At 61.5% G+C, this 25,363-nt stretch carries 28 protein-coding genes; 8 read left to right on the top strand and 20 right to left on the bottom strand.

The genetic code is table 11. From position 1 onward, the window contains the following. Nucleotides 1–30: 30 nt before the first annotated feature. The 4 genes from pcaG to pcaD are packed head-to-tail and all read right to left on the bottom strand — an operon-like array spanning nt 31 to nt 2,610. The gene (gene pcaG, locus J5286_RS23950) at nt 31–645 is read right to left on the bottom strand and encodes a protocatechuate 3,4-dioxygenase subunit alpha (RefSeq protein ID WP_209192253.1); all 615 of its coding nucleotides are present in this window, start codon (nt 643–645) and stop codon (nt 31–33) included. Next, a complete protein-coding gene (pcaH, locus tag J5286_RS23955; RefSeq protein ID WP_209192254.1) occupies nt 645–1,394 on the bottom strand; it encodes a protocatechuate 3,4-dioxygenase subunit beta in 750 nt (249 codons plus the stop codon). Before pcaH ends, pcaG begins: the two co-directional genes overlap by 1 nt. 9 nt (nt 1,395–1,403) lie before the next feature. Further along, complete coding sequence (gene pcaC, locus J5286_RS23960; protein ID WP_209192255.1) at nt 1,404–1,808, bottom strand: 4-carboxymuconolactone decarboxylase; 405 nt, start codon at nt 1,806–1,808, stop codon at nt 1,404–1,406. Continuing rightward, nucleotides 1,801–2,610 carry a 3-oxoadipate enol-lactonase gene (gene pcaD / locus J5286_RS23965; protein WP_209192256.1) on the bottom strand — a complete coding sequence of 270 codons (810 nt, stop codon included), beginning with the start codon at nt 2,608–2,610 and terminating at the stop codon, nt 1,801–1,803. Before pcaD ends, pcaC begins: the two co-directional genes overlap by 8 nt. A gap of 93 nt (nt 2,611–2,703) precedes the next feature. On the opposite strand from pcaD, the gene pcaQ reads away from it, so the two are divergent. After that, the gene (gene pcaQ / locus J5286_RS23970; protein ID WP_209192257.1) at nt 2,704–3,669 is read left to right on the top strand and encodes a pca operon transcription factor PcaQ; all 966 of its coding nucleotides are present in this window, start codon (nt 2,704–2,706) and stop codon (nt 3,667–3,669) included. Here the strand turns inward: pcaQ and pobA are convergent. Then, a complete protein-coding gene (gene pobA / locus J5286_RS23975; protein ID WP_209192259.1) occupies nt 3,648–4,820 on the bottom strand; it encodes a 4-hydroxybenzoate 3-monooxygenase in 1,173 nt (390 codons plus the stop codon). The two genes, pcaQ and pobA, sit on opposite strands and share 22 nt — an antisense overlap. 135 nt (nt 4,821–4,955) lie before the next feature. After that, a complete protein-coding gene (locus tag J5286_RS23980) occupies nt 4,956–5,633 on the bottom strand; it encodes a GntR family transcriptional regulator (RefSeq protein ID WP_209192261.1) in 678 nt (225 codons plus the stop codon). Nucleotides 5,634–5,791: 158 nt separating this feature from the next. Between J5286_RS23980 and J5286_RS23985 the strand changes: the two genes are divergently transcribed. Continuing rightward, on the top strand, nt 5,792–6,466 hold the full coding sequence (locus J5286_RS23985) for a GntR family transcriptional regulator (RefSeq protein WP_209192263.1): 675 nt from the start codon (nt 5,792–5,794) through the stop codon (nt 6,464–6,466). A gap of 15 nt (nt 6,467–6,481) precedes the next feature. Here the strand turns inward: J5286_RS23985 and J5286_RS23990 are convergent, their stop codons facing one another. After that, nucleotides 6,482–8,377 carry a bifunctional sugar phosphate isomerase/epimerase/4-hydroxyphenylpyruvate dioxygenase family protein gene (locus tag J5286_RS23990; RefSeq protein WP_209192265.1) on the bottom strand — a complete coding sequence of 632 codons (1,896 nt, stop codon included), beginning with the start codon at nt 8,375–8,377 and terminating at the stop codon, nt 6,482–6,484. A gap of 206 nt (nt 8,378–8,583) precedes the next feature. On the opposite strand from J5286_RS23990, the gene J5286_RS23995 reads away from it, so the two are divergent. The 6 genes from J5286_RS23995 to J5286_RS24020 all read left to right on the top strand — a co-directional run bounded on the left by J5286_RS23995 (nt 8,584) and on the right by J5286_RS24020 (nt 12,947). Then, nucleotides 8,584–9,414 carry a transporter substrate-binding domain-containing protein gene (locus J5286_RS23995; protein ID WP_112435479.1) on the top strand — a complete coding sequence of 277 codons (831 nt, stop codon included), beginning with the start codon at nt 8,584–8,586 and terminating at the stop codon, nt 9,412–9,414. A 98-nt stretch (nt 9,415–9,512) separates the two neighbouring features. After that, nucleotides 9,513–9,959 (top strand): type II 3-dehydroquinate dehydratase, encoded by a 447-nt coding sequence (gene aroQ / locus J5286_RS24000; RefSeq protein ID WP_209192266.1) that lies wholly within the window; start codon nt 9,513–9,515, stop codon nt 9,957–9,959. A 28-nt stretch (nt 9,960–9,987) separates the two neighbouring features. Then, the gene (locus J5286_RS24005) at nt 9,988–10,656 is read left to right on the top strand and encodes an amino acid ABC transporter permease (protein ID WP_209192268.1); all 669 of its coding nucleotides are present in this window, start codon (nt 9,988–9,990) and stop codon (nt 10,654–10,656) included. Nucleotides 10,657–10,665: 9 nt separating this feature from the next. After that, nucleotides 10,666–11,307 (top strand): amino acid ABC transporter permease, encoded by a 642-nt coding sequence (locus J5286_RS24010; RefSeq protein WP_047514238.1) that lies wholly within the window; start codon nt 10,666–10,668, stop codon nt 11,305–11,307. A gap of 69 nt (nt 11,308–11,376) precedes the next feature. Next, complete coding sequence (locus J5286_RS24015; RefSeq protein WP_209192965.1) at nt 11,377–12,105, top strand: amino acid ABC transporter ATP-binding protein; 729 nt, start codon at nt 11,377–11,379, stop codon at nt 12,103–12,105. 11 nt (nt 12,106–12,116) lie between these two features. After that, on the top strand, nt 12,117–12,947 hold the full coding sequence (locus J5286_RS24020) for a shikimate dehydrogenase family protein (RefSeq protein ID WP_209192270.1): 831 nt from the start codon (nt 12,117–12,119) through the stop codon (nt 12,945–12,947). A 33-nt stretch (nt 12,948–12,980) separates the two neighbouring features. Here J5286_RS24020 and J5286_RS24025 read toward each other — a convergent pair whose 3' ends face one another. The 13 genes from J5286_RS24025 to J5286_RS24085 all read right to left on the bottom strand — a co-directional run bounded on the left by J5286_RS24025 (nt 12,981) and on the right by J5286_RS24085 (nt 25,298). Continuing rightward, the gene (locus J5286_RS24025) at nt 12,981–13,748 is read right to left on the bottom strand and encodes an anti-sigma factor family protein (RefSeq protein WP_209192272.1); all 768 of its coding nucleotides are present in this window, start codon (nt 13,746–13,748) and stop codon (nt 12,981–12,983) included. Continuing rightward, nucleotides 13,745–14,272, bottom strand: a complete 528-nt coding sequence (locus tag J5286_RS24030; RefSeq protein WP_209192274.1) for an RNA polymerase sigma factor — start codon at nt 14,270–14,272, stop codon at nt 13,745–13,747. The genes J5286_RS24025 and J5286_RS24030 overlap by 4 nt, the downstream gene beginning before the upstream one ends. Nucleotides 14,273–14,343: 71 nt before the next feature. After that, nucleotides 14,344–15,801 carry a YncE family protein gene (locus J5286_RS24035; RefSeq protein WP_209192276.1) on the bottom strand — a complete coding sequence of 486 codons (1,458 nt, stop codon included), beginning with the start codon at nt 15,799–15,801 and terminating at the stop codon, nt 14,344–14,346. A gap of 16 nt (nt 15,802–15,817) precedes the next feature. After that, on the bottom strand, nt 15,818–16,309 hold the full coding sequence (locus tag J5286_RS24040) for a DUF305 domain-containing protein (RefSeq protein ID WP_209192278.1): 492 nt from the start codon (nt 16,307–16,309) through the stop codon (nt 15,818–15,820). A gap of 76 nt (nt 16,310–16,385) precedes the next feature. Next, nucleotides 16,386–16,829 carry a nuclear transport factor 2 family protein gene (locus J5286_RS24045; protein WP_209192279.1) on the bottom strand — a complete coding sequence of 148 codons (444 nt, stop codon included), beginning with the start codon at nt 16,827–16,829 and terminating at the stop codon, nt 16,386–16,388. A gap of 29 nt (nt 16,830–16,858) precedes the next feature. After that, entirely contained in the window at nt 16,859–18,127 is a 1,269-nt protein-coding gene (locus J5286_RS24050; protein WP_209192281.1) for an epoxide hydrolase family protein, read from the bottom strand. A gap of 95 nt (nt 18,128–18,222) precedes the next feature. Next, a complete protein-coding gene (locus tag J5286_RS24055; protein WP_209192283.1) occupies nt 18,223–18,576 on the bottom strand; it encodes a putative quinol monooxygenase in 354 nt (117 codons plus the stop codon). A gap of 49 nt (nt 18,577–18,625) precedes the next feature. Further along, complete coding sequence (locus J5286_RS24060; RefSeq protein ID WP_209192284.1) at nt 18,626–19,627, bottom strand: zinc-binding dehydrogenase; 1,002 nt, start codon at nt 19,625–19,627, stop codon at nt 18,626–18,628. Between the two features lie 58 nt (nt 19,628–19,685). Continuing rightward, nucleotides 19,686–20,441, bottom strand: coding sequence for an SDR family NAD(P)-dependent oxidoreductase (locus tag J5286_RS24065; RefSeq protein ID WP_112949331.1), 756 nt, complete (start codon nt 20,439–20,441; stop codon nt 19,686–19,688). Nucleotides 20,442–20,608: 167 nt separating this feature from the next. Then, a complete protein-coding gene (locus J5286_RS24070) occupies nt 20,609–21,550 on the bottom strand; it encodes a LysR family transcriptional regulator (RefSeq protein ID WP_209192285.1) in 942 nt (313 codons plus the stop codon). Between the two features lie 142 nt (nt 21,551–21,692). Then, nucleotides 21,693–22,241 carry a YceI family protein gene (locus J5286_RS24075; RefSeq protein WP_209192286.1) on the bottom strand — a complete coding sequence of 183 codons (549 nt, stop codon included), beginning with the start codon at nt 22,239–22,241 and terminating at the stop codon, nt 21,693–21,695. Between the two features lie 281 nt (nt 22,242–22,522). Beyond that, complete coding sequence (gene pqqA / locus J5286_RS24080; protein WP_018897871.1) at nt 22,523–22,618, bottom strand: pyrroloquinoline quinone precursor peptide PqqA; 96 nt, start codon at nt 22,616–22,618, stop codon at nt 22,523–22,525. A gap of 148 nt (nt 22,619–22,766) precedes the next feature. Continuing rightward, nucleotides 22,767–25,298: a membrane-bound PQQ-dependent dehydrogenase, glucose/quinate/shikimate family gene (locus J5286_RS24085; protein WP_280638496.1), complete on the bottom strand. Its 2,532-nt coding sequence runs from the start codon at nt 25,296–25,298 to the stop codon at nt 22,767–22,769. Nucleotides 25,299–25,363 lie beyond the last annotated feature (65 nt).

Genomic DNA, 25,363 nt, shown 5'->3' on the forward strand with positions numbered 1-25,363 from the left:
CGGCTGTGGAATGAACGGTCCCGCGCCGTCTCATATGTCGAGAAAGACGGTCTCGTTCTCGCCCTGCAGCCGGATATCGAACGTATAGGTAGAGCCATCGCGCGCGGCAATAAGCGTTGCGACGCGATCCCTGTGTTCGATGCGCTGAAGCAGCGGGTCGGCGCCGTTCGCCTCGGCTTCCTCCGGAAAGTACATGCGCGTCTGCAAACCGATATTGATGCCCCGCGCGACGATCCAGAAGCTGATATGCGGCGCTTGCCTGCGCCCGTCCTTGAAGGGAACCTTGCCCGGCTTGACGGTGTCGAAGCTATAGACGCCATTCTCGGCGCGGGTCGGGCAGCGGCCCCAGCCGGTGAAATTCGGATCGGCGGCGCCGCGCATTTCCGACGGGCTGTTATAGAGCCCGGCGCTGTCGGCCTGCCAGATCTCGATGACGGCATCGCGCACCAGCGCGCCGGCGCCATCGAAGATGCGGCCGGTGACGGTAATGCGCTCGCCTGTTGTCTTGTCGTTGACCATCGCGACGCCGAGATCGCGTTCATAGACGCCGCCAATATCGCAGAAATTCGGCGTCAGGCCGATATGGACGTAAGGGCCAGCCGTCTGCGAAGGGGTTTCCTTGAGATAGCGCAATTCCTGAGCCATCAGTTGCCCTCCAGCTTGTTTTCGAACATCGTCGAGCGACGGCCGCGAAGCACGATGTCGAACCTGTAGGCTCGGCTATCCATAGGGATCGTATTGCCCCAATCCATCGGCGCGATCAGCTGTTCGATGGCGGCCTGGTCGGGGATCGTTCCGACGATCGGACACTTCCAGATCATCGGGTCGCCTTCGAAATACATCTGGGTGATCAGGCGCTGCGCGAAGCCGTGGCCGAAGATCGAGAAGTGGATATGCGCCGGGCGCCAGTCGTTGACGCCGTTCGGCCATGGATAGGCGCCCGGCCTCACCGTGCGGAAAAAATAGCGGCCATCCTCATCGGTGATCGCGCGCCCGCAGCCGCCGAAGTTCGGATCGATCGCCGCCAGATAGCTTTCCTTCTTGTGGCGGTAGCGCCCGCCGGCATTGGCCTGCCAGAACTCGACCAGAACGCCGGCCTGCGGCCGGCCGCGTTCGTCGAGTACCTGTCCATGGACAATGATGCGTTCGCCGATGGCGCTTTCGCCCGGCTTGGCGAAGTTGTGGAGGAGGTCGTTGTCGAGTTCGCCGATCATCGCATGGCCGAAGACGGGACCCGTGATTTCCGAGATCGTGCCGTCGAGCGAAAGAAGCGCGCGCTTCGGCGAGCGCAGAACCGAGGTCTTGTAGCCGGGCGCATAGGCAGGCGGATGCCAGCTGAGGTCGCGGGCGAAGAAGGCGCCCGTCTCGGGCTTGCGGTTCGGTATTTCGGACATGACTTCCTCTCAAGCCGCCTTTTCGGCGTCCATCTGTTCGAAGACCTGCTTGGCGATCTTGATCGCGTGATTGGCGGCCGGGACACCGGCGTAGATCGCCACATGCAGCAGCGCTTCGCAGATGTCGTCTCGGCTGGCCCCTGTATTGGCGGTCGCGCGCACGTGCATGGCCACCTCATCGTCCTGGCCAAGTGCCGCGAGCAGCGCGATCGTGACGATCGAGCGCTCGCGCTTGGTCAACCCCGGGCGCGACCAAACGTGACCCCAGGCGGCTTCGGTGATCAGATCCTGAAACGGCTTGTCGAATGCCGTCGAAGCGGCTTCGGCACGATCGACATGGCTGTCGCCCAGAACGGCGCGGCGGGTCGCCATGCCTTGCCTGTAGCGCTCGGAGGCAAGCGGAGTATCACTCATGAGCTTTTCCATCTAATGCGAAGTCGATGAATGCGCGGATCACCGCCGTCAGCGCCTCGGGCTGCTCGACGCAGGGAATATGGCCGGCATCGCGGATGATTTCGTAGCGGGCGTTGGGGATCAGCTGTGCCAGCGATTTGACGAGGTCGGGCGGCGTCGAGCCGTCCTGGTCACCGACGATGCAGATCGTCGGCACGGCGATCGCCTTCGCCGCTTCGGTAAAATCGGCATCACGCACGGCGGCGCAGGTGGCGACGTAGCCGGCGACCGGCTGGCGGACGAGCATGTTGCAGTAGCCGTTGTAGGCCGTGTTTTCGGGGCGGCGGAAAGCCGGTGTGAACCAGCGCTCCATGATGGCATCGCACATGCTGTCGATGCCATTTTGTTCGATGGCCGAGATGCGCGCGTTCCAGCTGTCGGCGGTGCCGATCCTGTGGGCGGTGTCGCAGAGGATGAGAGCGCTGACGAGATCAGGCCGCTGCCGGTAAAGCGACTGGGCAATCAGCCCGCCGACCGAGAGGCCGCAGATGATGGCCTTCTTGATCTCAAGCGTTTCTATGAGGCCGATCAGGTCCGATGCGTGGTCCTCGATCGTGTAGGGCGTCGGGCCGACATCTGAGAGGCCGTGGCCGCGCTTGTCGTAGAGCAGAATGGCGAAATCGCCTGCCAGCCGGACGATCACGTCGCGCCAGATGCGGAAATCGGTGCCAAGCGAATTCGCAAAGACGAGAACCGGCTTGTCGGCCGGACCGCCGATAACCTGGTAGTGGATCGCGATGTCGTTGACGCGGGCAAACTGCACTGGAAACTCCTCCTGACAGGAAATTGAATGTTTAATCTGGTTAGGTAAAATGATATTTCGTGGCGATCCTATAACTCTAGAGTTATGTAAGAGATGATCGACAGCCGCATAAAGTTCCGCCATCTGCAAACCTTTGTCGAGGTCGCGCGCCAGAAAAGCGTGATGAAGGCGGCCGAGCTGCTGCATGTCAGCCAGCCCGCCGTGACCAAGACGATACGAGAGCTTGAAGGTGTTCTCGGCGTGGAAGTCTTCGAACGCGACGGACGCGGCATCAAGATCACGCGATACGGCGAGGTTTTCCTGAAACACGCCGGCGCGGCGCTGACGGCACTGCGGCAGGGACTCGATTCTGTCACGCAGGAGCGGATCGGCGATGCGCCACCGATCCGCATCGGCGCCTTGCCGACCGTATCGACGCGGATCATGCCGCGGGCGATGAAGCTGTTTCTGAAGGAAAACACCTGGAGCCGGCTGAAGATCGTCACCGGCGAGAACGCCGTGCTTCTCGAGCAGCTTCGTGTCGGCGATCTCGACCTTGTGGTGGGGCGGCTTGCGGGGCCGGAAAAGATGACCGGATTTTCCTTCGAGCATCTCTACTCGGAGCAGGTGGTCTTCGCGGTGCGCGCCGGCCATCCGCTGCTCAAGGCCAGGCAGTCGCATTTCAATGCGCTCGGTGACTACACGATCCTGATGCCGACCCGCGCGTCGATCATCCGCCCATTCGTCGAGGGGCTTCTCATCGCCAATGGTGTGCCCAGCCTTCCCAACCAGATAGAAACGGTCTCAGACAGCTTTGGCCGCGCCTTCGTGCGCGCAAGCGATGCCATCTGGATCATCTCCGCCGGCGTCGTCGCCAACGATATCGAGGATGGCGCGCTGGCGGTGCTGCCGATCGATACGAGCGAGACTAAGGGCCCCGTGGGCCTGACCATGCGCAACGACGCCATCCCGTCGCTGCCGCTTTCGATCCTGATGCAGACCATTCGCGAGGCGGCTAGGGAGGTGGCGGTCGGCCTGCCCAGCTCAAAGCCGGACGCTCAGAAGGGTAATCCGACGTAGTTTTCGGCCAACACCGTCGCCGCGGCTTGCGAATGCGTGAGATAGTCGAGCTCCGCCTCCTGGATCTTCTGGCCGAAGTCGTCGGTATCAGGGAAACGATGCAGCATGGTCGTCATCCACCAGGAGAATCGGACTGCCTTCCAGACACGCGACAGCGCCCGCTGCGAGTAGGCGTCGATGCCGGCACAAGAACCCTCGGTGTAATACTCAGAAAAACCCGAGAAAAGGTAGTGCACGTCGCTCGCCGCAAGGTTCAGCCCCTTGGCGCCTGTCGGTGGGACGATATGGGCGGCGTCGCCAGCGAGAAACAGCCTGCCGAACCGCATCGGCTCGGCAACGAAGGAGCGAAGCGGGGCAATCGACTTTTCGAAGGACGGCGCGGTCTGCAGCGCTTCCGCATGATGCGTGGGCAGGCGGCGGCGCAGTTCGTCCCAGAAGCGGTCGTCGCTCCAATCCTCGATTTTCTCGTCGACGGGAGCCTGGATGTAATAGCGGCTGCGGGTCTGCGAGCGCATCGAACAAAGCGCGAAGCCGCGCGGATGGTTGGCGTAGACAAGCTCATGGCTAACAGGCGCGACATCGGCCAGAATGCCGAGCCAGCCGAAAGGATAGACCCTCTCGAAGGTGCGGATCGACCGCTCCGGCACCGCCTTGCGGCTAACGCCGTGGAAACCGTCGCATCCGGCGATGAAATCGCAGTCGATGCGATGGGTCACGCCATCCTTCTCATAGGTCACGTAGGGAGTTTCGCTGTCGAAATCGTGTGGCGTGACGTTGGTCGCCTCGTAGATCGACATCGCCCCGCTGGCCTCTCGATGCTCCATCAGGTCGCGCGTCAATTCCGTTTGACCATAAACCATGACGCGCTTTCCTCCGCTCAGGCCGGCGAGATCGATGCGATGATCACGGCCGTCGAAAGCGAGCGAGAAGCCGTCATGGAGCAGCCCTTCGGCATGCATCCGGGTGCCGGATTTTGCCCTGTCCATGAGCTCGACCGTGCCTTCCTCCAGCACGCCCGCCCGCACGCGGCCGAGAACGTAATCCTTGGCCACACGGTCGAGTATGACGTTGTCGATACCGGCCTCGGTCAGCAGTTGGCCAAGCAACAATCCTGCCGGCCCCGAACCGATGATGGCAACTTTGGTACGCATGTTTCCTCCCAGCAGTCCTCAGAGTCGTAGGTTAACGAGGTATAGGCAATAATGGAATGCGTGCGTTATCTGGCCGTTGCGCGATGACTGCACAGAAATGGGTTGGCCATTGTCCGGTGGAATTTTGCTCAGCCCTCAGCTGTCCTGCTTCAGCAGACCGCGCGCCAGCGCATGCTCGACACCGCCTTCGATATGAGCGGCAAGGATATTCTTGGCCGCATCGGCATCGCGTTCGAGCGCAGCATCGAGAAGCGCCTGATGCTCGCGTGCCGCTACGTCGCCTCGGTAGGATAGAGCGACCATCTGATAGCGCAGATACTTGTCGAAGATGACTGAGTGCGTTTCGATCAGGAGCTTGGAGCCACAGGCCGAAATCAGCGCCTGGTGAAACTCCCAGTCGTATCGTTTCCAATCCTCGGCCCGGCTGGCATCACCGGTCGCCATCAGCCGCTCCAAGCTCGCAAGCTTGTAGTGGGCGGAGACTAGGCGCGCCTCCCACTCCATGTCGCCTTGCGCGAAGGACTGCTCCAGCGCATGCGTCTCAAGGAGCAGCCGCAAAGCGGCGATCTCCTTGAGATCGGTAATCGAGACGGGACAAACCTGGAATCCGCGCTGCCCTTCAGCAAGTACTAGCCCTTCCGAGGAAAGACGATTGAGGACTTCCCTGAGCGTGCTGATCGATGTTTCGTAGGATTCCTTCAGCGCATCCAGCTTCAATTTCTGGCCCGGTGCGAGCCGGCCGAAGATGATGTCGGCACGGATGCGGCGGTAGCTGCTTTCCGCGATTGTCTCGTTTTCTGTCTGCTGCAACATCCCGATGCTCTGTTATTTCGATGCGAACTTTGCCGTGCACGTTACCCCATTGTCACAGCCGCTGAAATCCTATCCTCTGCCATATTTAAAAAAGACATAGGAAAGGCAATCTGCTGTATGATTTTCCAAATCACGGCGACTGGAGCCCGCGTAACGCAATGCTGAAGAAAACGGAAGAGACGGCCGAAACCGTCAGCGAGGTCGTGTTTCGGCAGATCCGCCAGGATATCATTTCCGGCATCTTGCCGCCCGGATCCAAGATCAAGCTGGAGCAGGCGCGCGAGCGTTATTCGATCAGCGTCTCGCCGCTGCGGGAAATCCTCAGCCGCCTGACAACGGAAAATCTCGTCGTCGCCGAGGGGCAGAAGGGCTTCGAGGTCAGCCCGGCGTCGCGCCGTGAATTGCTCGAACTTGCGGACCTCCGGGTGGTGCTCGAAACCCACGCGCTCGATCTCGCTTTCGCCGCTGGCGATCTCGAATGGGAGGCTTCGATCGTCGCGGCGCATCACAAGCTGGCGGCCGCGGAACGGCGGCTTCTCGCCGGTGATGCCTCGCGCACCATTGAATGGGTTCGCTATGACTGGGAGTTCCACCAGGCGATCGTCTCGGCCTGTAACTCAGCGACGCTGATGGCGACGCTCTCTTCGGTCTTCGACCGCTTTCTGCGCTATCACATGCTGGCCGAAAGCTTCCGCGGCAAGCCGGTGGTCGAGGATCACCGGGCGCTCTTCGATTTCGCACTTCGACGCGATGCTGAGCAGGCCAAGGCCGTGATCCACCGACATGTGCATAGTGGGGTCGAGCACATTCTGAAGAGTGGTATCGTCGCCTGATCGCATACGCGAGACTTAGTCACTATCGCGCGGCAGGCCCTCGGGGCGCATTTGCTTTTTCAGCGCGGCGATGCGGAAGATGGCATTGGCCGCTCCATAACCCCGATAGCCCTTGCGCTCGACGATCTCGAAGAAGAAGCCCTCACCGTATGTGCCGCTGTAGAGCTGGAAATATTCGCCGTGCTCGTCGCGGTCGTAGAGAATGTTATATTCTTTTAGCCGCTCGGTGAGATCGGGATCCAGACCGAAGCGCGCTTCCACGTCGCCATAATAGTTCGGGGAAATGTGTAGCGGCTTGAAGCCTGCCTTTCGCAAGGTCTCGGCGGTGGCGAAGATATCGTCGGTGCTGAAGGCAAGATGCTGGATGCCCGAGCCGAATTTTTCCGCGATGAAATGACCGGCGAGCGTCCGCCTGTTTTCCGCGCCGTTGAGCGTGATCCGCAGCGATCCCTCTTCGTTCTCGACCACCTGGCTGCGTACGACACCGCCGGGATCGATGATATCGACCATCGGCGTTTTCTCGGTCGCGAAGATCGAGGTATAGAAGAGCAGCCAGGTCAGCATTTCGTCGTAGGCGACTGTCTGCGCGATGTGGTCGATGCGTAGCAGACCCGCGCTCGAGGCCGATAGCTGTTCGTCGACGGGAATGAAATCGACTTCCGCGAAGCGTCCGAGCGGCGACGCCTCGTCGATCAGATAGACAATACCGCCCCCGACGCCGCGGATCGCCGGCAGCTCGAGTTCGCCTTCGGCGACCGGTTGCAGGAAGGGTTCGGCATTGAGTGCCACCGCGCGCCGGTGGGCCTCCCTGGCATCGTCCACCACGAGCGCGAATGCATAGGCGAGCGTCCCGTGGACGGCGTATGCCGCATTGGCGAAGCCCGCCTGGTCGATATTGACGAGAATGCGGATGCCGCCCTGCTCGTAGAGGCTGACCTCCTTGCTGCGATGCTTGGCCGTCTTGCGAAAGCCCAGCACCTCAAGGATGCCGATCAGCTCGGCCGCATCGCCTTCATCGGCCGTGAATTCGACAAAACCGACACCTTTCACCGTCGCGCGCGGCGGCATGGGCTTTCCAATCGGGTTGTCGCCGCCGAGGCTACGGCGCACCTGATCGCCCAGATAGATCAGCGAACGATGGCCGTCGGCCGCGATCTCGCGCGTCGAGCCGCCACGGAACTGGTCGTTGAAGATCTCCAGCGAATAGTAGCCGTCATACCCGGTCGCGGCGATCGCGGATGTAAAGGCGGTCACCGGCAGGTCGCCTTCACCGGGCATGTTGCGGAAGTGTCGCGACCAGTAAAGCAGATCCATGTCGATCTGCGGCGCGTCCGCCAGCTGTACGATGAAGATCTTCTCTTTCGGGATCGAGCGGATGGAATTGATGTCGATCTTGCGCGACAGGCTATGAAAGCTGTCCAGCACCAGGCCGATATTGTCGTGGTCGGCACGACGCACAATCTCCCAGGCGTCGCGGTGGTCGTTGATGTGGCGCCCCCATGCCAGCGCCTCGTAGCCGACGCGCAGTCCGCGTGCCGCTGCGCGTTCGCCCAGTTCGCGGAAGTCGGCGGCGGCGCGGTCGAGGCCGCCGAGCGAGGCGGAAGAGACGTTCGAGCAGACGAGCACGAGGTCCGTGCCAAGCTGCTGCATGATATCGAACTTGCGTTCGGCGCGGTCGAAGGTGCGGCTGCGCAGCGGTTCCGGCATGCCCTCGAAATCACGGAATGGCTGGAACAGCGTGATCTTCAGGCCGAGATCGCGGGCCATCTTGCCGACATCGGCGGGGCTGCCGTCAAAGGCCAGGAAGTCGTTCTCGAAAATCTCCACGCCATCGAAGCCCGCCCGCGCGATCGCTTCAAGCTTCTCCGGCAGCTCGCCGCTGATCGAAACCGTCGCTATCGAGGTTTTCATCTCGCTTATCCTCCCTGGCCGATATCGTCGTGATAATCATTATGACGAATGTCGTGAGAAGTTCAATTCAACGTTTGAAAATAGAAGTCTCATACGATTTGAAAAAACTATGTTGATTTATCGGTCCGTGTCAGGCAGTTTTGGTCTCACAGTCGGAGGAGAAGGAAGGCTGTGGGGTCGCAACGACCATTGAGGAGGAGAAAAAGATGTTGAAATCCATGTTGTCACGTCGCAACGCCATGCTTGGCGCGGCCGCTCTGCTCACCGGCATCGCGCTGGCTCAGCCGGCCGCCGCCGTCACCCCGGAAGAAATCAAAGCCCGCGGCAAGCTGATCGTCGGCATCCAGGGCGATAATCCGCCATGGGGCTTCGTTACCAGCGCCGGCAAGCAGGACGGCTTCGATGCCGACATGGGCGCGCTCTACGCCAAGGAACTCGGCGTCGAGGTCGAGTTCGTGCCGCTTGAGGTCAACAACCGCATTCCCGCGCTGACGTCTGGTCGCGTCGATGTTCTCTTCGCGACGATGGCGATGCTGCCGGACCGCGCCAAGGCGGTTCAGTTCAGCCAGCCCTACAATGCCAATGCCATCGTGCTGATCGGGCCGAAGAACAAGTCGATCAAGACGAATGACGACATGGCCAACATGACCATTTCCGTGGCGAAGGGCGCTGCACAGGACACGCAGGTCACCAAGAATGCACCGGCTTCGGCCACCATTCGCCGTTTCGACGGCGATGCAGCCAGCGTCCAGGCGCTGGTATCGGGGCAGGCCGAGGCCCTCGGCGGCAACATCTTCTACATGGATCGCGTCGAGAAGGCGCGTCCCGGCGAATTCGAGAACAAGCTCGAGTTCCAGAAGCTCTACAACGGCGCCTGCACCCGTCTGGGCGAGAAGGAAATCAACGCCTCGCTCAACACCTTCATCGACAAGATCAAGGCAAACGGCGAGCTGAAGAAGGTCTACGACAAGTGGATGAAGGTCCCCGTGCCTGAATTCCCGGCGAGCCTCGAAGGCATTCCCTTCGCGGCAAATTAAGCCCTTCCTGATGGGGCGATGCGACGGCGGCGTCTTGAAGGCGGCCGCCGCCGCTTTGCCGCGGCGATGAATGTCTCGTGCCGAACGCGGGAGCGATGATGAGCAAGACGATCTTTGTACTGAACGGGCCGAACCTCAATCTTCTCGGCCAAAGGGAGCCGCATATCTATGGCTCGACGACGCTCGCCGAGATCGAGCAGCGCTGCACGGCCAAGGCGCGCGACCTCGGCTACGAGGTGGATTTTCGCCAGACCAATTTCGAGGGAGCGCTGATCGAAAGCATTCACGAGGCGCGCCAGAAGGCTTGCGGGATCATCATCAACCCTGCTGCCTTTACATTCACCTCGATCGCGCTTCTCGATGCGCTGAAGACCTTCGATCCGCCGAAGATCGAACTGCACATCTCCAATGTCCATGCCCGCGAGAGCATCTACCACAAGTCCCTGATCTCGCCGATCGCGACGGCGATCATGATCGGCTTCGGTGCGGATGGGTACGAGCTGGCGATCCAGGCCATGACGCAGCTGGTCGCTCGCAGCCGCTGACCGGACAGGAAAGGCCAGAAACAAGCCCATGAACTACACACTGGACTTCACGCCTGTCATCGACGGTCTGCCAAGCCTGCTGCTTGCCTGTCTCGGTACGTTCCTGCTGGCGATCTCAGGCATGCTGCTTGCGGTCCTGATCGGCATCGGCGGCGTCATGCTGCGCGATTCCCGCTTCAAGCCGATACGCTGGTTGGTGATCGGCTTCGTCGAGATCATCCGCAACACGCCGTTTCTGGTGCAGATCTTCTTCATCTATTTCGCCCTGCCGCTCGCCGGCATCAGGCTCGATCCGACGCCGACGGCGATCATCGCGCTCGGCATCAATGGCGGCGCCTACGCGATCGAGATCATTCGCGGCGGGGTGCAATCCATCCCCGCGGGCCAGAAGGAAGCCGGTCTGGCGCTTGGCCTGCACAAGGCGCAGGTCTTCCGTTTCATCGTGCTGAAGCCGGCGCTGAGGGCGATCTATCCGTCGCTTACCAGCCAGTTCGTGCTTTTGACGCTGTCTACCAGCATCTGCTCGGCGATCTCGGCCTACGAACTGACCTCGGTCTCGCAAAGGATCGAGTCGGAAAGCTTCCGCAGCTTCGAGGTCTACTTCACGGTCACGGTTTTCTACCTCGTGATCTCCTGGGTGATGATGCGCCTCTTCGGGCTCTTCTCATCCCGCTATTTCAATTACCCGGTCAAGTAGGAGGCTCCCATGGGTCGCGATGAATTCATCTTCCTGCTGATCGGCCTGAAATGGACGGTGGTGTTGTCCGTCGTCGGTTTCATCTGCGGTTCGATCGGCGGGCTCATAATCGCGCTGCTGCGGACCTGCGGTCTGCCGCTTCTGGAAAGGTTGACAGCCGGCTACATCGCGGTGTTTCAGGGCACGCCGCTTCTGATGCAGCTTTTCGTCGTCTATTACGGACTGGCGCTGGTGGGCCTGAAGCTGGATGCGTGGGTCGCGGTCGCAATCGGTCTCACGCTGCATGCCAGCGCCTATCTCGGCGAGATCTGGCGCGGCTCGATCGAGGCGGTGCCGCGCGGGCAGACCGAGGCGGCCAAGGCGCTCAGCATCAAATACGTGTCGCGCATGAAGGACGTGATCCTGCCGCAGGCGATCCGCATCTCGCTGCCGGCGACGATCGGCTTCCTGGTGCAGTTGATCAAGGGGACATCGCTCGCCGCCATCGTCGGTTTCACCGAGCTCACGCGTGCCGGCAACATCATCTCCAACCAGATCTTCGAGCCGCTGACGGTCTTCGGCATCGTCGGCATCCTCTATTTCATCATGTGCTGCCCGCTGACGATCCTCGGTGCCCGCCTCGAGCGGCGCTTCGCGATGTCGGCGCGCTGAGTGCGCCTGCCTGTCCGGGAGAATTGAACCATGACCACTGTGTCGATGACGACGACCACCACCGAGCCGATGATCCGCCTGGCGCAGGTCGAGAAATGGTACGGCGCCTTTCAGGCATTGCACGACATCAACATGGATGTCCGCCAGGGCGAGCGGATCGTGCTCTGCGGCCCCTCGGGCAGCGGCAAATCAACGCTGATCCGCTGCATCAACCACCTGGAGAGCTATGAGAAGGGCGAGATCCGCGTTGGCGGCACGCTGCTCGGACATCGCTCCAAGGATATCGACGCCATCAGGCGCGACGTCGGCATGGTGTTTCAGCAGTTCAATCTCTTTCCGCATCTGACCGTGCTGCAGAATTGCATGCTGGCGCCGATGCGTGCGCTCGGCCTTGGCAAGGCGGAAGCAGAGGAGCGCGCACGCAGCCTGCTCGACCGCGTCAAGATCCTCGAACAGGCCGAGAAATATCCGGCGCAGCTTTCCGGCGGCCAGCAGCAGCGCGTGGCGATTGCGCGTGCGCTCTGCATGCGGCCGAAGGTGATGCTGTTCGACGAGCCGACATCGGCGCTGGACCCTGAGATGGTCAAGGAAGTGCTCGACACGATGATCGGCCTGGCGGAGGAGGGGATGACGATGATCTGCGTCACTCACGAGATGGGCTTTGCCCGCCAGGTCGCCGATCGCGTCATCTTCATGGCGAGCGGCGCGATCGTCGAAGAGGCGCCGCCCGCCATATTCTTCAGCAATCCGAGGCACGAGCGCACGCGCAAGTTCCTCGGCGAAATTCTGCGTCACTGAAAGTTTTCGGCATGATTTCCGGTACCACCAGGATCATCGCCCATCTGGGCTATCCGACGGAGACCTTCAAGTCGCCGCTGATCTACAACCCTTACTTTGAAAAGCACGGCATTGATGCCGTCGTCGTTCCCATGGGCTGCCGGGCCGAAGACTTTCCGGATTTCCTGAGGCTCGTGTTCCGCCTGTCGAACATCCACGGCGCACTGATCACCATGCCGCACAAGGTGACCACCATGGGCCTGCTCGACGAACTCTCGACGCGCGCCCAGGTCGCCGGCGCCTGCAACGCCATCCGGCTGGATGAACGTGGCCGGCTGATTGGCGACATGTTCGATGGCGAGGGTTTTGTGCGCGGCGTGCTGCGCAAGGGCAGGCGGGTGGCTGGCGCCGATGTCCTCGTCGTCGGCTCCGGCGGCGTCGGCTCGGCGATCGCCGCATCGCTTGCCGCTGCCGGCGTTCGAAGGATCGCGATTTTCGACGCGAACACGGCAGTCATGGACGGGCTGATGGGACGGCTTCGCCAGCATTATCCCGACGTGGACGTCACGGCCGGCTCGCGTGATCCTGAAGGGTTCGACATCGTGGTGAACGCGACGCCGCTCGGCATGAAGAGCGACGATCCGCTGCCGATCGATGTGTCGCGGCTGTCTCCGTCAACCTTCGTGGGCGAGGTCGTGATGAAGCAGGAGATCACGCCGTTTCTTGAGGCGGCGCGGGCTCGCGGCTGCGACTTCCAGGTGGGCACCGACATGCTGTTCGAGCAAATCCCCGCCTACCTCGAATTCTTCGGCTTCCCGACCACAACGGCTGATGACCTGAGATCCGTTGCCCGTATAGGCTGATATTGGTCGGGCTGCGAATGAAGCCGCCGCAAGTCAAATCTGTGACCGTATCTCGTCAGCGATCGTATGGAGGTGTTCCGAGCCGATTGCGCCGACGAGGCTATAGCCGAGGCCGTTCCTGGCCCAGCTCCATCCGCGAATGTCGTGCTGGTCGCTTGCCACCATGGGCTTGTCCTGATCGACCTGCATGCGCCGGGTCAGCATCACCAATCGGCTGCCCTTGTCATCGTCGTACATGAGCATGAACCCGGATCCATGCGGCGTCGGAACCACGCGGCCGCCCATCAGCCGGTAGCCGGCCTTGCTGAGATCGGGGATGATGGCCGGACCACCGATCGTCACTGAAACCAGGTTTTTCAGATCGTCGCTGCCATCGGCCCTGACCTCGATCGGTCGCAGGCGATCAGCGGCAAACGCGCTGTAACTCGCTGATGCTTCCTGGGCCAAGGCGGCGACGCCTTCCGTCGGAGGCATGCTGTAGCCCTTCAGCAGCCAGCCGCCAGAGGCGCCGATCGCCAATAATACGACGGCAGCGGCCACCATTGGAGCAATCCGAATTTTGTTGGTCGGGCGCTGTCTCTCGATGATGCTGGCGAGGTTCAGCCGGCTTGGGATCGGTTCGGCCGCGATCGGAGCCAGGGCCGATCTAAGCGCCGCAGAACCCTGCTGATAGGCGGAGACACGCTTCGCGGCATCCTTATTCGTTTCAAGGAATGAAGCCACGTCCTGATGCCGTTCTGCATCCAGGGCGCCATCGACGAAGGCCTGAAGGTCATCCTCGTTGATCGGTCTATTCGTCATTTGACCCTCCGGATAAATGGACCAACAGGTTTGGCGCTCGTTGGTTTGGTCTCAAGGATAAGCCTCAGTTGCTCCCGTGCGCGAGACAGGCGTGACATCACGGTTCCGACGGGCACGTCGAGGACGGTAGCCGTCTCCGCATAGCTCAGGTCTTCGACCGCGACCAATAGCAGGATGCTCCGATAGTCCGGCGGCAGCCGCTCGATGGCCGCAAGAACGTCCTGGCCAAACAACGTGCTGTCCTGGCTGGCGTCCACCGCCGCGGTCGTCTCCGGCATCTCCTCGATCGTGACGATGCCCGCGCGTCTGACGTCCTGGCGTATTTTGTTGACCGCGAGATTATGCAGGATGGCGAATACCCAGGAACGGGCATTTGCATCGCGTCGACGCGTCCAGTTCATGACGACCCGCTCGAGGCAATCCTGGACGATATCATCAGCCGCTTCGCTATCGCGGATCAGGCCGCGCGCGTATCGCCTCAGCGCCGGGATCATCGGCTCTACCTGCGTCAGCAGATCATCCATCTCTCAAATCCTCGGGGTTGAATGGCCCGCAGTCAAGCTGCGGGCCATCTGTTTATGCCAGTCGGGTCACGTCAATCGCCTTGCACCTGCAGGACCTTGCCGGGCTTGCCGTCGACCGATGAGGCTACGACGATATACCTGCGCTCATCCTTGTGCTTGGATTCGACGATCTGCCGGATCGGGCCGACCGCGTTGACGATTGCCGAGCCTGCCGGGTTCGTCATGAAGTTCGACAAGCCCTGAAGCGGGCCGCTGCCATCGGCCTTGTCGGAGAGTGCCAGCACGTACATCGTTTTCGGTTCCAGCCCGGTCACGGATGCTTGGAGCACCTGCGTCAGCCCCTGGTCGAAGAGCGTAACGCTCGTCGGCGCCATCTTGTCCTTGTCGCCCTTTGCCGACAGCGTCAGATGAGCGGCGACGCCCGCGGTGCCGAGCGGCTGCAGGTTCTGCATGCCGTCGCCTTCAGGAACCGCGTTGGGCACATAGTTGACGGCCTGCGCCGCCTGGCCGATCGGGATCGTTGCGATGACCTTGTTGGTCAGCGTGTCGATCGCGGCCATCGCATCGGCGTTTTCAAGGCCGACATAGACGCGCGTGCCGTCGCCGGAGGGCCAGACACCGTGTGGCAGGTTGCCGACGGGGATCGTCGCGACCTGTTCAAAATTGTCGGTGCGGAAGACCTTCACCTCGTTGAGGCCGCCGACGGTGATGTAGGCGAAGCTGCCGTTCTTGTTGGTGACGAGGTTGACGTGGTTGGTGATTGGGCCCGTATCGATCGTCTTGATCAGATCGAAAGGCGGCTGGGCATTGAAGACCTGAGTCTTGCCGATGTCCTTCAGTGTAAACCAGACCTGCTTTCCATCCGGCGATGCCGCGATATTGGGGCAGAAGGGGCTTGCCTGCTTCACATGGCCGACAATTTGGTGATCGCCGACGGTGACGACGACGGTCTCGGGATTGAAGGACGAGCAGATATAGCCGTACTTGCCGTCAGGCGAGAAAATCTGCATGCCGGGACCTGCCGGCACCTTGATCTGCGTCTTCTCCTCGAAGGTGGCGGCGTCGATAACGGAGATATAGTCCTCGCCGCGGACCGTCACCCAGACTTCCTTGCCATCGGGCGTATAAAATGCCTCGTGCGGCGAGCGGCCGACATAGGTGGTGTGCTTCACCGCGTTCGTCGCGGTGTCGATGAAGGTCACCGAGTTCGAGCCGATCGAGACCACCGCGATGGTCTTCTTGTCTGGCGAAAAGCCCATGCCGTGGACCAGAACCTGGCCCTTGTAGAGCGGCGAGAGGTTGCCGGGCTGGGGGTCGCCGAGCTTGATGACGCCGAGAAGCTTGTTGATCGCGGGATCGGTCACCGACACGGTGTTGGAGAATTGCTCGGCGGCGTAGACGCGGTCCTTGCTGCTGACGGGAATGTCCGGATCAACGGCGGCGAAGGGCGCCTGTCCGGCGAAGGCGGAAAAAGGCAATAGCATGCTGCCCGCCAGCAAGCTGGCGGCAAAAGATGTACGAATGTTCATTGGGAGGACCTTTGGGTTACATCTTCATGTTGGGGTCCATGCCCTGCATGGTCTTGCTGGACGTGGATCCGGTGGGGGTGGTCTCCGGTGCGACCTGGGTTGGGGCCGCTTCGGATGGGGGGAGCGGATCGCCGATCGCAAGCTTCATGGCCGCGATCTCCTGCTGCTGATCCACGATAATCTCCTGCGCGATGCGCTTGAGCTGCTCGTTCTTGCCGTATTTGAGGACGGCTAGCGCCATCTCGATGGCGCCCTGGTGATGGGGCGTCATCATCGCCACGAAGTCGTGGTCGACATCGCCTGATGGCTTGACCTCCATGTCCGCCATCATCTTGTTCATGGCCGCGTCGTTCTCCGCGAGATAGGCCGCCTCGGGACCGGCGTCGTCCATCTGCATCGCCGAATGATCGTGCTGCGAGGGATCATGGGCGAAGGCGGCGCAGGCGCCCGCCGTCGCGAGGATCGTGGCCGCAAGAGCCATCGACTTTCGTGAGGACCAGAGGTTCATCGGCTTCTTCCTTGTTGTTGCATTGACGTAGACACCCGGGCGGCGCTTCTATTCCCGAGGGGAGCAAATTATTTTCTCACGCTTGCTGGAGGGACCCGCCAAGGTTGCCCAACACGCCAAGCTGGCCGAAGATGATCGTCGCGGCGGTGTAGCAATGGAAGGACGTCACCTTGCCATCCTTCAAGTGGAAGACGTCACAGCATGGTGCGTGCATTTCCTTGCCCGTCGCCGCAATCGTTCCCGCCGCCAACGCGAGAGGGCCGGTATGGGTGCCGTTGAGCGTCAGTTCCACGACGACCACGTCGTCGGTCGCGTAGAAGTTTCCGAGTTCGCGATGCATGTCATGGAAGGCGGTGGCGTAGATTTCGACCGTCTTGCCGATGTCGGCGCCGTAATATTTCGCGCCGGCCGACACGTCCCAGAAATAGCCGCCCTCGGCGAAGAGGGCGACGAATGCCGCCACATCCTTCACCTCTGCGGTCCGGTAGAGTTCGCGGATGATTTCTTCGTTGGTAGGCATGTTGTTTCCTTGGCTTTGCTTGAGCTGGATCAGCGGATGGATTTGAAGGCCTTGCGCATTTCCTGCGCGAAGAGGTCGGGCTGTTCGAAAGCGGCGAAGTGACCGCCCTTGTCGACCTCGTTCCAGTAAAAGAGATTGGGCCAGTGGGCTTCAGTCCACGCCTTTGGCGCGCGGTAGATCTCCTTCGGAAAGATCGTGGCTGCCATCGGCAGTTCGATCCGGCCGGCGTCGAAGCCGCCGCCGTTACGGGCGTTTTCCCAGTAGATTCGGGCGGACGAGGCGGCCGTGTCCGTAAACCAGTAGAGCGAGATGTCATCGAGCATCTCGTCGATCGTCAGCGCGTCTTCCGGCTCGCCGCGGTTGTCCGTCCAGGCCTGGAATTTCTCGTAGATCCACGTTGCCTGGCCGACGGGCGAATCCGCGAGCGCATATCCGATCGTCTGGGGCCGCGTCGCCTGCTCCTTGAAGTAGCCGAACTGGTCGTTCGCGAACTTCATCGCCGCATCCATCGCGGCCTTTTCCTCGGGCGTCGGGTTCTCTGGGAATTTCTCCGGAAAGACCAGCGGCCAATTCACATGAGCTGCCACCAGCCCTTCGGGGCGGACATGTCCGAGCGCATGGGTGACGCCTGATCCCCAGTCTCCGCCTTGCGCAACCCACTTGTCGTAGCCGAGGCGTTTCATCAGCGTGGCCCAGGCATTGGCGGTCCGAACGACAGTCCATCCTTCCGATGTGGGCTTGTCGGAGAAGCCGAAGCCGGGCTGCGAGGGAATGACGACGTGGAAAGCGTCCTCAGCCGAGCCGCCGTGCGCGGTCGGGTCGGTGAGGGGGCCGATGACCTTGAGGAACTCGACGACGGATCCCGGCCATCCATGCGTCAGAATGATCGGCAGGGCGTTCTCATGCTTCGATTTCACATGGATGAAATGGATGCCAAGACCGTCGATTTGGGTGCGAAACTGCGGAAACGCGTTGATGCGCTTCTCGAATTTCCGCCAGTCATATTTGCGCTCCCAATAGGCGACCAATGATTTCGCCTTGTGGAGCGGAACACCTTGCGACCAGTCCGAGACGGTTTCCTGATTGGGCCATCGCGTATTCTTGAGGCGGCGCTTCAGGTCATCGATGGCGGCTTGCGGAACGGAAACCTTGAAAGGCGTGATCGCTTCGGTTGCCGGCGGAAGCAATAGCTCCTCCTGCGCCGCAACCGACTGGGATGTCAGCGAGGCTACGGCGGGTGCTGCCAGGGCGAATTGAAGAAGGCGCCGGCGCGTTGCGACGGTCGATGGATCGGTCATTTCTTATTCCTCGATTTGATTGCTGTTTGAGCCCGCTCTCAAGCGTTTCGGGATCGGAGGCGTCCGCTTAGGGTCACGATCCGATCCACAGAGTGTCAGGAGACGCGGCCGCGCGGGTCATCGATGTGCTGCTTTGCAACATCGTAGCGGATACCCTGTCGGTCGAGGATCCGGACATTCTTCACCACAGTGCTCAGGGCCTTGAGGAAAATCGGCGAGTTCTCATGCGCTTCGTAGGCGGCCTCGTCTCTCCAGCCCTCGACAAGGTGGAAGGTGTTCGGATCCGTCAGATCCTGCGCGAAGGCGTAGAAGACGCATCCGTCGATCTCGGCTGCCGCCTTCATGTCAGGGATCACCGCGTCGATGAAGGTCTGTCGATCATCCGGATGGACGCGATAATAGGCGCTGACGAGCATGTTCGTCGGCAGTGTCTTGTCGTGGTCGGCCATGGCCGTTTCTCCTTTGGCTGGCTGATGATGTATTTCCGTTGCGCGGCGCCTAGCGCGACGCGATTAGAACCGTGCCGGATTTGCCTGGCTTCTCGACCAGCGCGGCAGCCTTGCCGACATCCGCGAGATCGAAGGTATGCTCGACCTGAAAGAGCTCCGGCTTGCCGGCTGCGAGCTCAAGCGCGAGCTTAAGATCGGCCTTGCGGATTTCTGCAGGCAGGCCCGCCCATCGCCCGACCGTCACGCCCGATAGGCGAATGTCGCGTGTCGAAAAGTAAAGCGCGGGAACCGAGATCGGCTGCCCGGAAAGGTCGCCGTAGGACACCAGGCTGCCGCCTTGTGAAAGCAGGCCGACCGCCGCACTGGCAGTCTCGCCGCCAACAGGGTCGAGTACGACGCCGATGGGATGGCCGTCGGCGGCCGCAAAGACCTTGTCCTGCCAGCCGGGCTTGTCTGTGGAAACCACCGGCAGATCAGGAAATACGACGTTGAGTTCGTTCACGCCGGCTTCCCGTCGGACGACGCCGACGACGTCGAAGCCGCGATCGAGCAGCAGCCCGATCACCAGTCTGGCAACGGCGGATCCGGCGGCGGTGAGAACGACGACGTCGCGGCCCGGCTTTGCGCCGGATGTCTCGACGGCCCGCAGGAGAAGCGCTGTCGTCAGTGGGTTGACGTGAAGCTGTCCTGCGGCTTCATCCGATACGTCATCAGGAATTTCGGTGACGTATTCAGCCGAGACGATTGCCTTTTCGCTCCAAGCGCCTCGGCCGGGGAAGAATGCGACGCGGGTGCCCGGCTTCAGATCGACGCCACTGCCGGCTTCCTCGACGATGCCGTAGCCCTCGAAGCCGACGCGCACGCCCTCCTTCGGCAGCGCTGCTCCCGGCTGATAGCGTCCTGCTATACCGAGAAGGTCGCCGTGGTGGACCGGCCGGAGAAGCACCCGGATCAGCACTTCGTTGTGGTCTGGATGTCTGGGCTCTTCGACGTCGACTGCCTGAAGAACGTCCTCAGGCTTGCCATGCTTGAAATAGACTGCGGCACGCATCGCGAGCTCTCCTTGAGAATGAGAAGTGGAGCGGCTGTTCGCCGCTCCTGTTTTGCGGTTAGACCTGGGCCTGACCACCGTCTGCGAAGAGCTCGGCGCCGTTGACGAAGCTTGCATCGTCGGAAGCGAGGAACAGAGTTGCCTTGGCGATCTCCTCGGACTCACCGACGCGGCCGAGCGGGATGCGCGAGGCGAGATAGTCGAGCAGGCCCTGCTGCTGCTCCTTGTCGTCGCCGGCAAGCTCGACGAGGCCGGGGGTGCGTGTGGCGCCGGGCGAGACGACGTTGACGCGGATTCCGGTGCCCTTGAGATCAAGCGCCCAGGAGCGGGCCAAGTTGCGGACGGCAGCCTTGGAGGCGGAGTAGACGGAGAAGGCAGCCGTGCCTTCGGTGCCGGCGGTCGAGCCGGTCAGCACGACCGATGAACCCTTGCCCAAAAGCGGAAGTGCTTTCTGCACGGTGAAGATCACGGCCTTCACGTTGCGGCCGAAGGTGTCGTCGACCTGTTCCTCGGTGATCTGGCCAAGCGGAAGCATGCTGCCGCCGCCGGCGTTTACGACGAGGGCGTCAAGGCGACCCTGTTCCGCTTTCACCTGGGCGAACAGCTTGTCGAGATCAGCATTGCTCGAGGAGTCGGCTTGTACGCCAACCGCGCCATGGCCGATCTCGGCCACTGCCTTATCGAGCGCATCCTTGCGGCGGCCGGTGATGTAGACGCGAGCGCCTTCGGCGGCGAAGAGCTTGGCGGTCGAGAGGCCGATGCCGCTGGTTGCTCCGGTGACGACGGCGATCTTGTTTTCAAGTCTGTTGGTCATTTTACTCTCCTGATGCTGGGCGCGCGAAAGGGTTCAGCCCGAATGCGCGGCCTGTTGAAGTTCTGAAACTGTTCGGGAGGTGGCGTTGGCTGTTGGCCTCGTCGCCGTCCGATGAGGAGAAGTTAGTTCGTCAGCTTTGCGGCGAGAAGCCGCTCAGGGTGGAGACATTATCCATGGGGATGGATGGTCTCCGTCGTCACATTGCGTCTGGCATCGACGGCTTCGAATACTTTCGCCGCCCACTCCGTGAAGGCGCGCAGCCGCGGGTTTGGAAAACGGTCGGCTGGGTAGACGAGGTGCAGCGGATGATTGTCCGGCTTCCACTCAGGCAACAGTTCGACCAGCGCGCTGCTCTCGAAGTGCGGTCTTGCGAGAAAGCCGAAGCTCTGGCCGATCCCCAGTCCCGACAGCAGCGCATTCAAATGCGCGGTGCTCTCGTTGACGGAAATGCCGCTGGAAGTCGGGAGATATTCGCTTCGCTCATCGCCGCGTTGAAACCGCAATGGAAATCGCTTTCCGGATGAGGCGGAGAAGTAGCTGACGATCCGATGCTTCTCGATATCCTCCGGCCGCTCCGGCAACTGGAGACCATCCAGATAGCTGGGTGACGCGCAAATGACGTAGTCCAACTCGCACAGTTTCCGCGCCTTCATCGATGAGTCACCCAGCGCCCCGCCGCGGATGACACAATCGATCCCCTCACTCACGAGGTCGGCGGGTCGATCGCTGACGCCGAGCATGAGATCGATATCAGGATACTGGTGCTGAAAGTCGGAAAGCGCGGGGATGAGGATCTGGTTTGCCAGAACGGAGCCGATATCGACGCGCAGCTTTCCCTTGGGCGCGCTGCGGGAGCCGGCGACCGTGCCGTCCATGTCATCAAGATCGGCGAGTAGCTTCAGCGCGCGCTCGTGATAGGCCACACCCTCGGTGGTCATCGTGACCGACCGCGTCGTGCGCTCCACGAGCTTTGTCCCGAGATGCGCCTCAAGATCCTGCACAAGCTTGCTGACGGAGGAGCGGGGCAGGTTCAGCGTGTCCGCCGCCTTGGCAAACGAGCCAGCCTCGGCGACGCGGACAAATGTTCGAATGGCGAGTATCTGATCCACGTGAGCCCTGGCTGGTGCTGGTTAGATGATCACCATCTATACCGGATCGCTGAGCTCCGTCATGCAAGTTATTGCTCGATTTGGATAATCCTGCACCATTGACGCGTCCATCGCGGTTCGAGCACGACGGATGCGATCTGGTTCATTTTGCTGGCGTCGCCTCGTGCGGGCCATCGGCGGCTTGAGGCGGCTGCAGTTCCGTCTCGATGAGGACGGTCACCAGGTCGCCGATCGATTTGATCTTCGGCGCAAGGCCCCAGTCACTTCGCTTGAAGGTCATTTGCGCGGAGAAGCCGATCTTCGGCGTGTCGACTGCGGGTTGCCGCGCCATCGAGCCGTTGAAGGTGACGTTCAGCACGGCTGGATGTGTCTCGCCGCGAAAGGTCAGATCGCCCGCGACCGTGCCATGGTGCGGATCGATGACTTTGATTTCTTTTGAAACGAAGCTGATCGGCTTGCCGGCGAGAAACCGGTCTTCAGTGCCGATCTCCTTGTCGAAATCCTCGCGCTCGGGGAAGGGGAAGTTCGTCTGGACGGACAGCGGGTCTATGGTGGCGGCCACGGAGGATGTCTCGGGGTGTTCCGCGTTCCAGTTCAGCTCGGCCGTCATGCGGGTGAAGCGGGCGGTGTAGTTGGAAAGGCCGAGATGGTTGACCTTCCAGATCACGCTCGAATGGGCAGGGTCCGACACATAGGCACCGATGGCGCGGGGTCGCGTTCGGGCTGTGCGGCCCAGACGGAGCTGGAGAAGAATGTGGCCGCCGCGACGAGGGGCAGAACGATCCGGTTCAATGACATTCAATTCACTTTCAATTCGCGGCCTGAGTTCGGTGGCGGCAGCGGAGCCGCGTGCGCTCGCTTTAGGATCAACGGGCGGCAGGTTCGGTTGCCGGCGACGGCATCGATATGCGTCATCATTCAAACACGCAACGCCGTCGCCGGCAGACTTAGCGAGATGGCATGTCCGGTTGCTTAGAACAGGATCGGCTCACCGCCATCAGCCGGTGCATAGCGATTGATTTCCATTCCGCAGCTGACTTCGATGAACTTCGGGGCAGACCATGTCATGGGGGTATTCCTTTCGAATTTGATTTCAGACACCGCTGATCTTGCGAGCGGTGGCCACAATGCGACGGCAAGACGCTCTGTTTCGCCGCGGCGGTTCATGCACATCCACCCGCCCGACGCTCAGTCGAGCAGGTGGAAATCTCAGAGGTTACTTCGGCAATGCGAACGCGATCGTCTCGTCGCCATAGGACGTGCCGAGCGCACCATGGCCACCAGCGGTGATGACCACATACTGCCTGCCATCCTCACCAATGTAGCTCATCGGGTTGGCCTGTCCGCCGGCGGGCAGGCTGTAGCGCCAGACTTCCTTGCCTGTGTGGGCATCGAATGCGCGCACGTAGTTATCCGTGGTTGCGCCGATGAACACCAGGCCGCCCGCGGTTGCCAGCGAGCCGCCAAGGTTCGGCGTGCCTGTGGGCAGCGGGAGGTTCTGCGTCAGGCCGAAGGCGTTGTTCTTGCGAGCATTGCCGAGCGTTTTACGCCAAAGCACCTTCTGCGTCTTCAGGTCGATCGCCACCATTTGGCCCCATGGCGGTGGGACGCAAGGCACCATGAAGGGGCTGAGCCATGCGCGCAGGGTCGCCAGGTAGGGCGTGTTTTCCTGCAGGCGCACATCGAGCTTCTGCGCATTCTCGCCGCCGCTGCTCTTCTGCTTCAGCAGTTCCTTGCCATAAGGCGTGTTGCGGTCGACCAGCTGGAAATAGAAGGGCATGTTCATCGTGTTGACGTACATGACCTTGTTCACCGGATCGACCGAGGCACCGCCCCAGTCCGTCACACCGTCGAAGGCCGGGTTGCCGATCGAACGCGTCGGGCCGATGGGCGTGAAGATGCCTTCGCTGCGCGCACGGGCGAAGTCGATGCGGCATGCGAGCTGATCGATCGGCGTCGCGCCCCACATGTCCTGCTCGGTCAGTTTTTCCGGGACCAGCGAGGGCATGCCAACCGGAACCGGCTGGGTCGGTGAAACGGGAACGTTGGGTGCTGCGCCGTTCTGCGCAAAGGGCATTTCCTTGGTCTCGACCAAAGGCTCGCCTGTCGCGCGGTTGAACATGAAGACCTCGCCCATCTTGGTAGTCTGGATGAGGGCCGGCGTGCCATCAGGCATGTCGAAAAGCGACGGGCCAACCGGCACGTCAAAGTCCCACATGTCGTTATGCACGAGCTGATAGTGCCAGCGCAGCTTGCCGGTCGTCACATCAAGCGCGACAAGCGAGGTGCCGAACTTGTTGTCGAACGGACGGCGGAAGGCGGTGTAATAATCCGGGGCAGCGTTGCCGGTACCCAGATACACCATGTTCAGCTTGGCATCACCGGTGATGGTGCCCCAGACATTCGGCGTGCCCTTGGTGTAGACTTCACCCTCCGGCAGGCGGCCGGGCAGAGCGTCTTCCGAGCGGCCGACATCCCAGGCCCAGACCTGATGTCCGTCGAGCGGATCGAAGGCGCGTACGACGCCCGAGGGTTCGTCCGTGGACATGTTGTCGATGACGCGGCTGCCGACGACAAGGCGGTCGTTCATGACCAGCGGGGTGGAGGTCGAGACCTGCCAGCCACCGCCCCAGGACTTGCCATTGTCGTCCTTGCCGGTCTGGTCCTTGAGGTCGATGAAGCCGCCGTTGCCGAAGCCTTCGCAAATCTGGCCGTTTTCGGCATCAAGCGCATACATGCGTCCGTCCATGGTCGGCGCGAAGACGCGGGTCTTGCAGGTATCGGCCTGAGGGGCTTCGTAGTAGCTGACGCCCCGGCACACGATGTACGGGTTGGTGCGCGGCAGCTTGGGATCGAAGGTCCATTTCACCTTGCCGGTCGTGGCGTCGGTGGCAATGACCCAGGAATGCGGCGTGCAGCTGTAGAGCGTGTTGCCGACCTTGATAGGCGTCGATTCCGAGTGATACTCACGGCCTTTGCGATGCACTTCAATGTCGTCAGGCAGGTCGCCCGAATGCGAGCTCCAGGCCACCTGCAACTTGCCGACGTTATCAGGCGTGATCTGGGCCAGATCGGCAAAGCGGCTCTGGCCGGCGTCATTGCCGTAATGCTGCCAGTCGGTCGGGGGCATCGGTGCAGCCTGGGCTGCCATCTGCGTGGTCTCGCCCGAAGCGGGGCCATATGCGGCGTAAAGGATCGCGCCCGCCAGGAGCACGGCAACGACACCCGTCGCTGCCTGGAAGCCACGCCAGAAACGCGGGCTCGCGGCTTTCACGCCACGGCCAAGGCCCGGCAGGAGGAAGGCGGCAAGCAGAACGCTTGGCGCAAAGAGGCGTACCTCGAGCTTCCACGGGTCGAGCCCGGATTCGACGAAGCTCCAAACCAGCGTCAGGGCCCAGGCCACGAAATAGATGATAAAGCCGGAATTGCGACCGCGCGCCACTTGGACGCCGCTGGCGACCATCAGGAGACCGACGATAAGATAATAGAAGGTGCCGCCTAAGGTCACCAACCAGCCGCCATTCGCGGCAAAGTACAAGCCCAGGAGCGATAACACCGCTCCGAATATAATCTGCGCGATCTTCGCGCCTCTATTAGATAACAAGATTGCCTCACAGAAAGACGATGCCTTGCGGCAAAGGTCGGCGTGATTGGAAGGCCCGCGCAAATTGACGCGGGTCAAAGTGACGCCGCGTTTTGCGCCGTTGACATTGTCTGGACAAGCAATGATGGCCGCAGGTGAAAACATATCCGGCCAAGTGAAATTTTCTCATTTCGCTTTCGCAAGGTGACAAAATGTCCTAGCGGTGCCGC

Source organism: Rhizobium sp. 16-488-2b (assembly GCF_017741815.1).
In the GTDB taxonomy this organism is placed as follows: domain Bacteria; phylum Pseudomonadota; class Alphaproteobacteria; order Rhizobiales; family Rhizobiaceae; genus Rhizobium.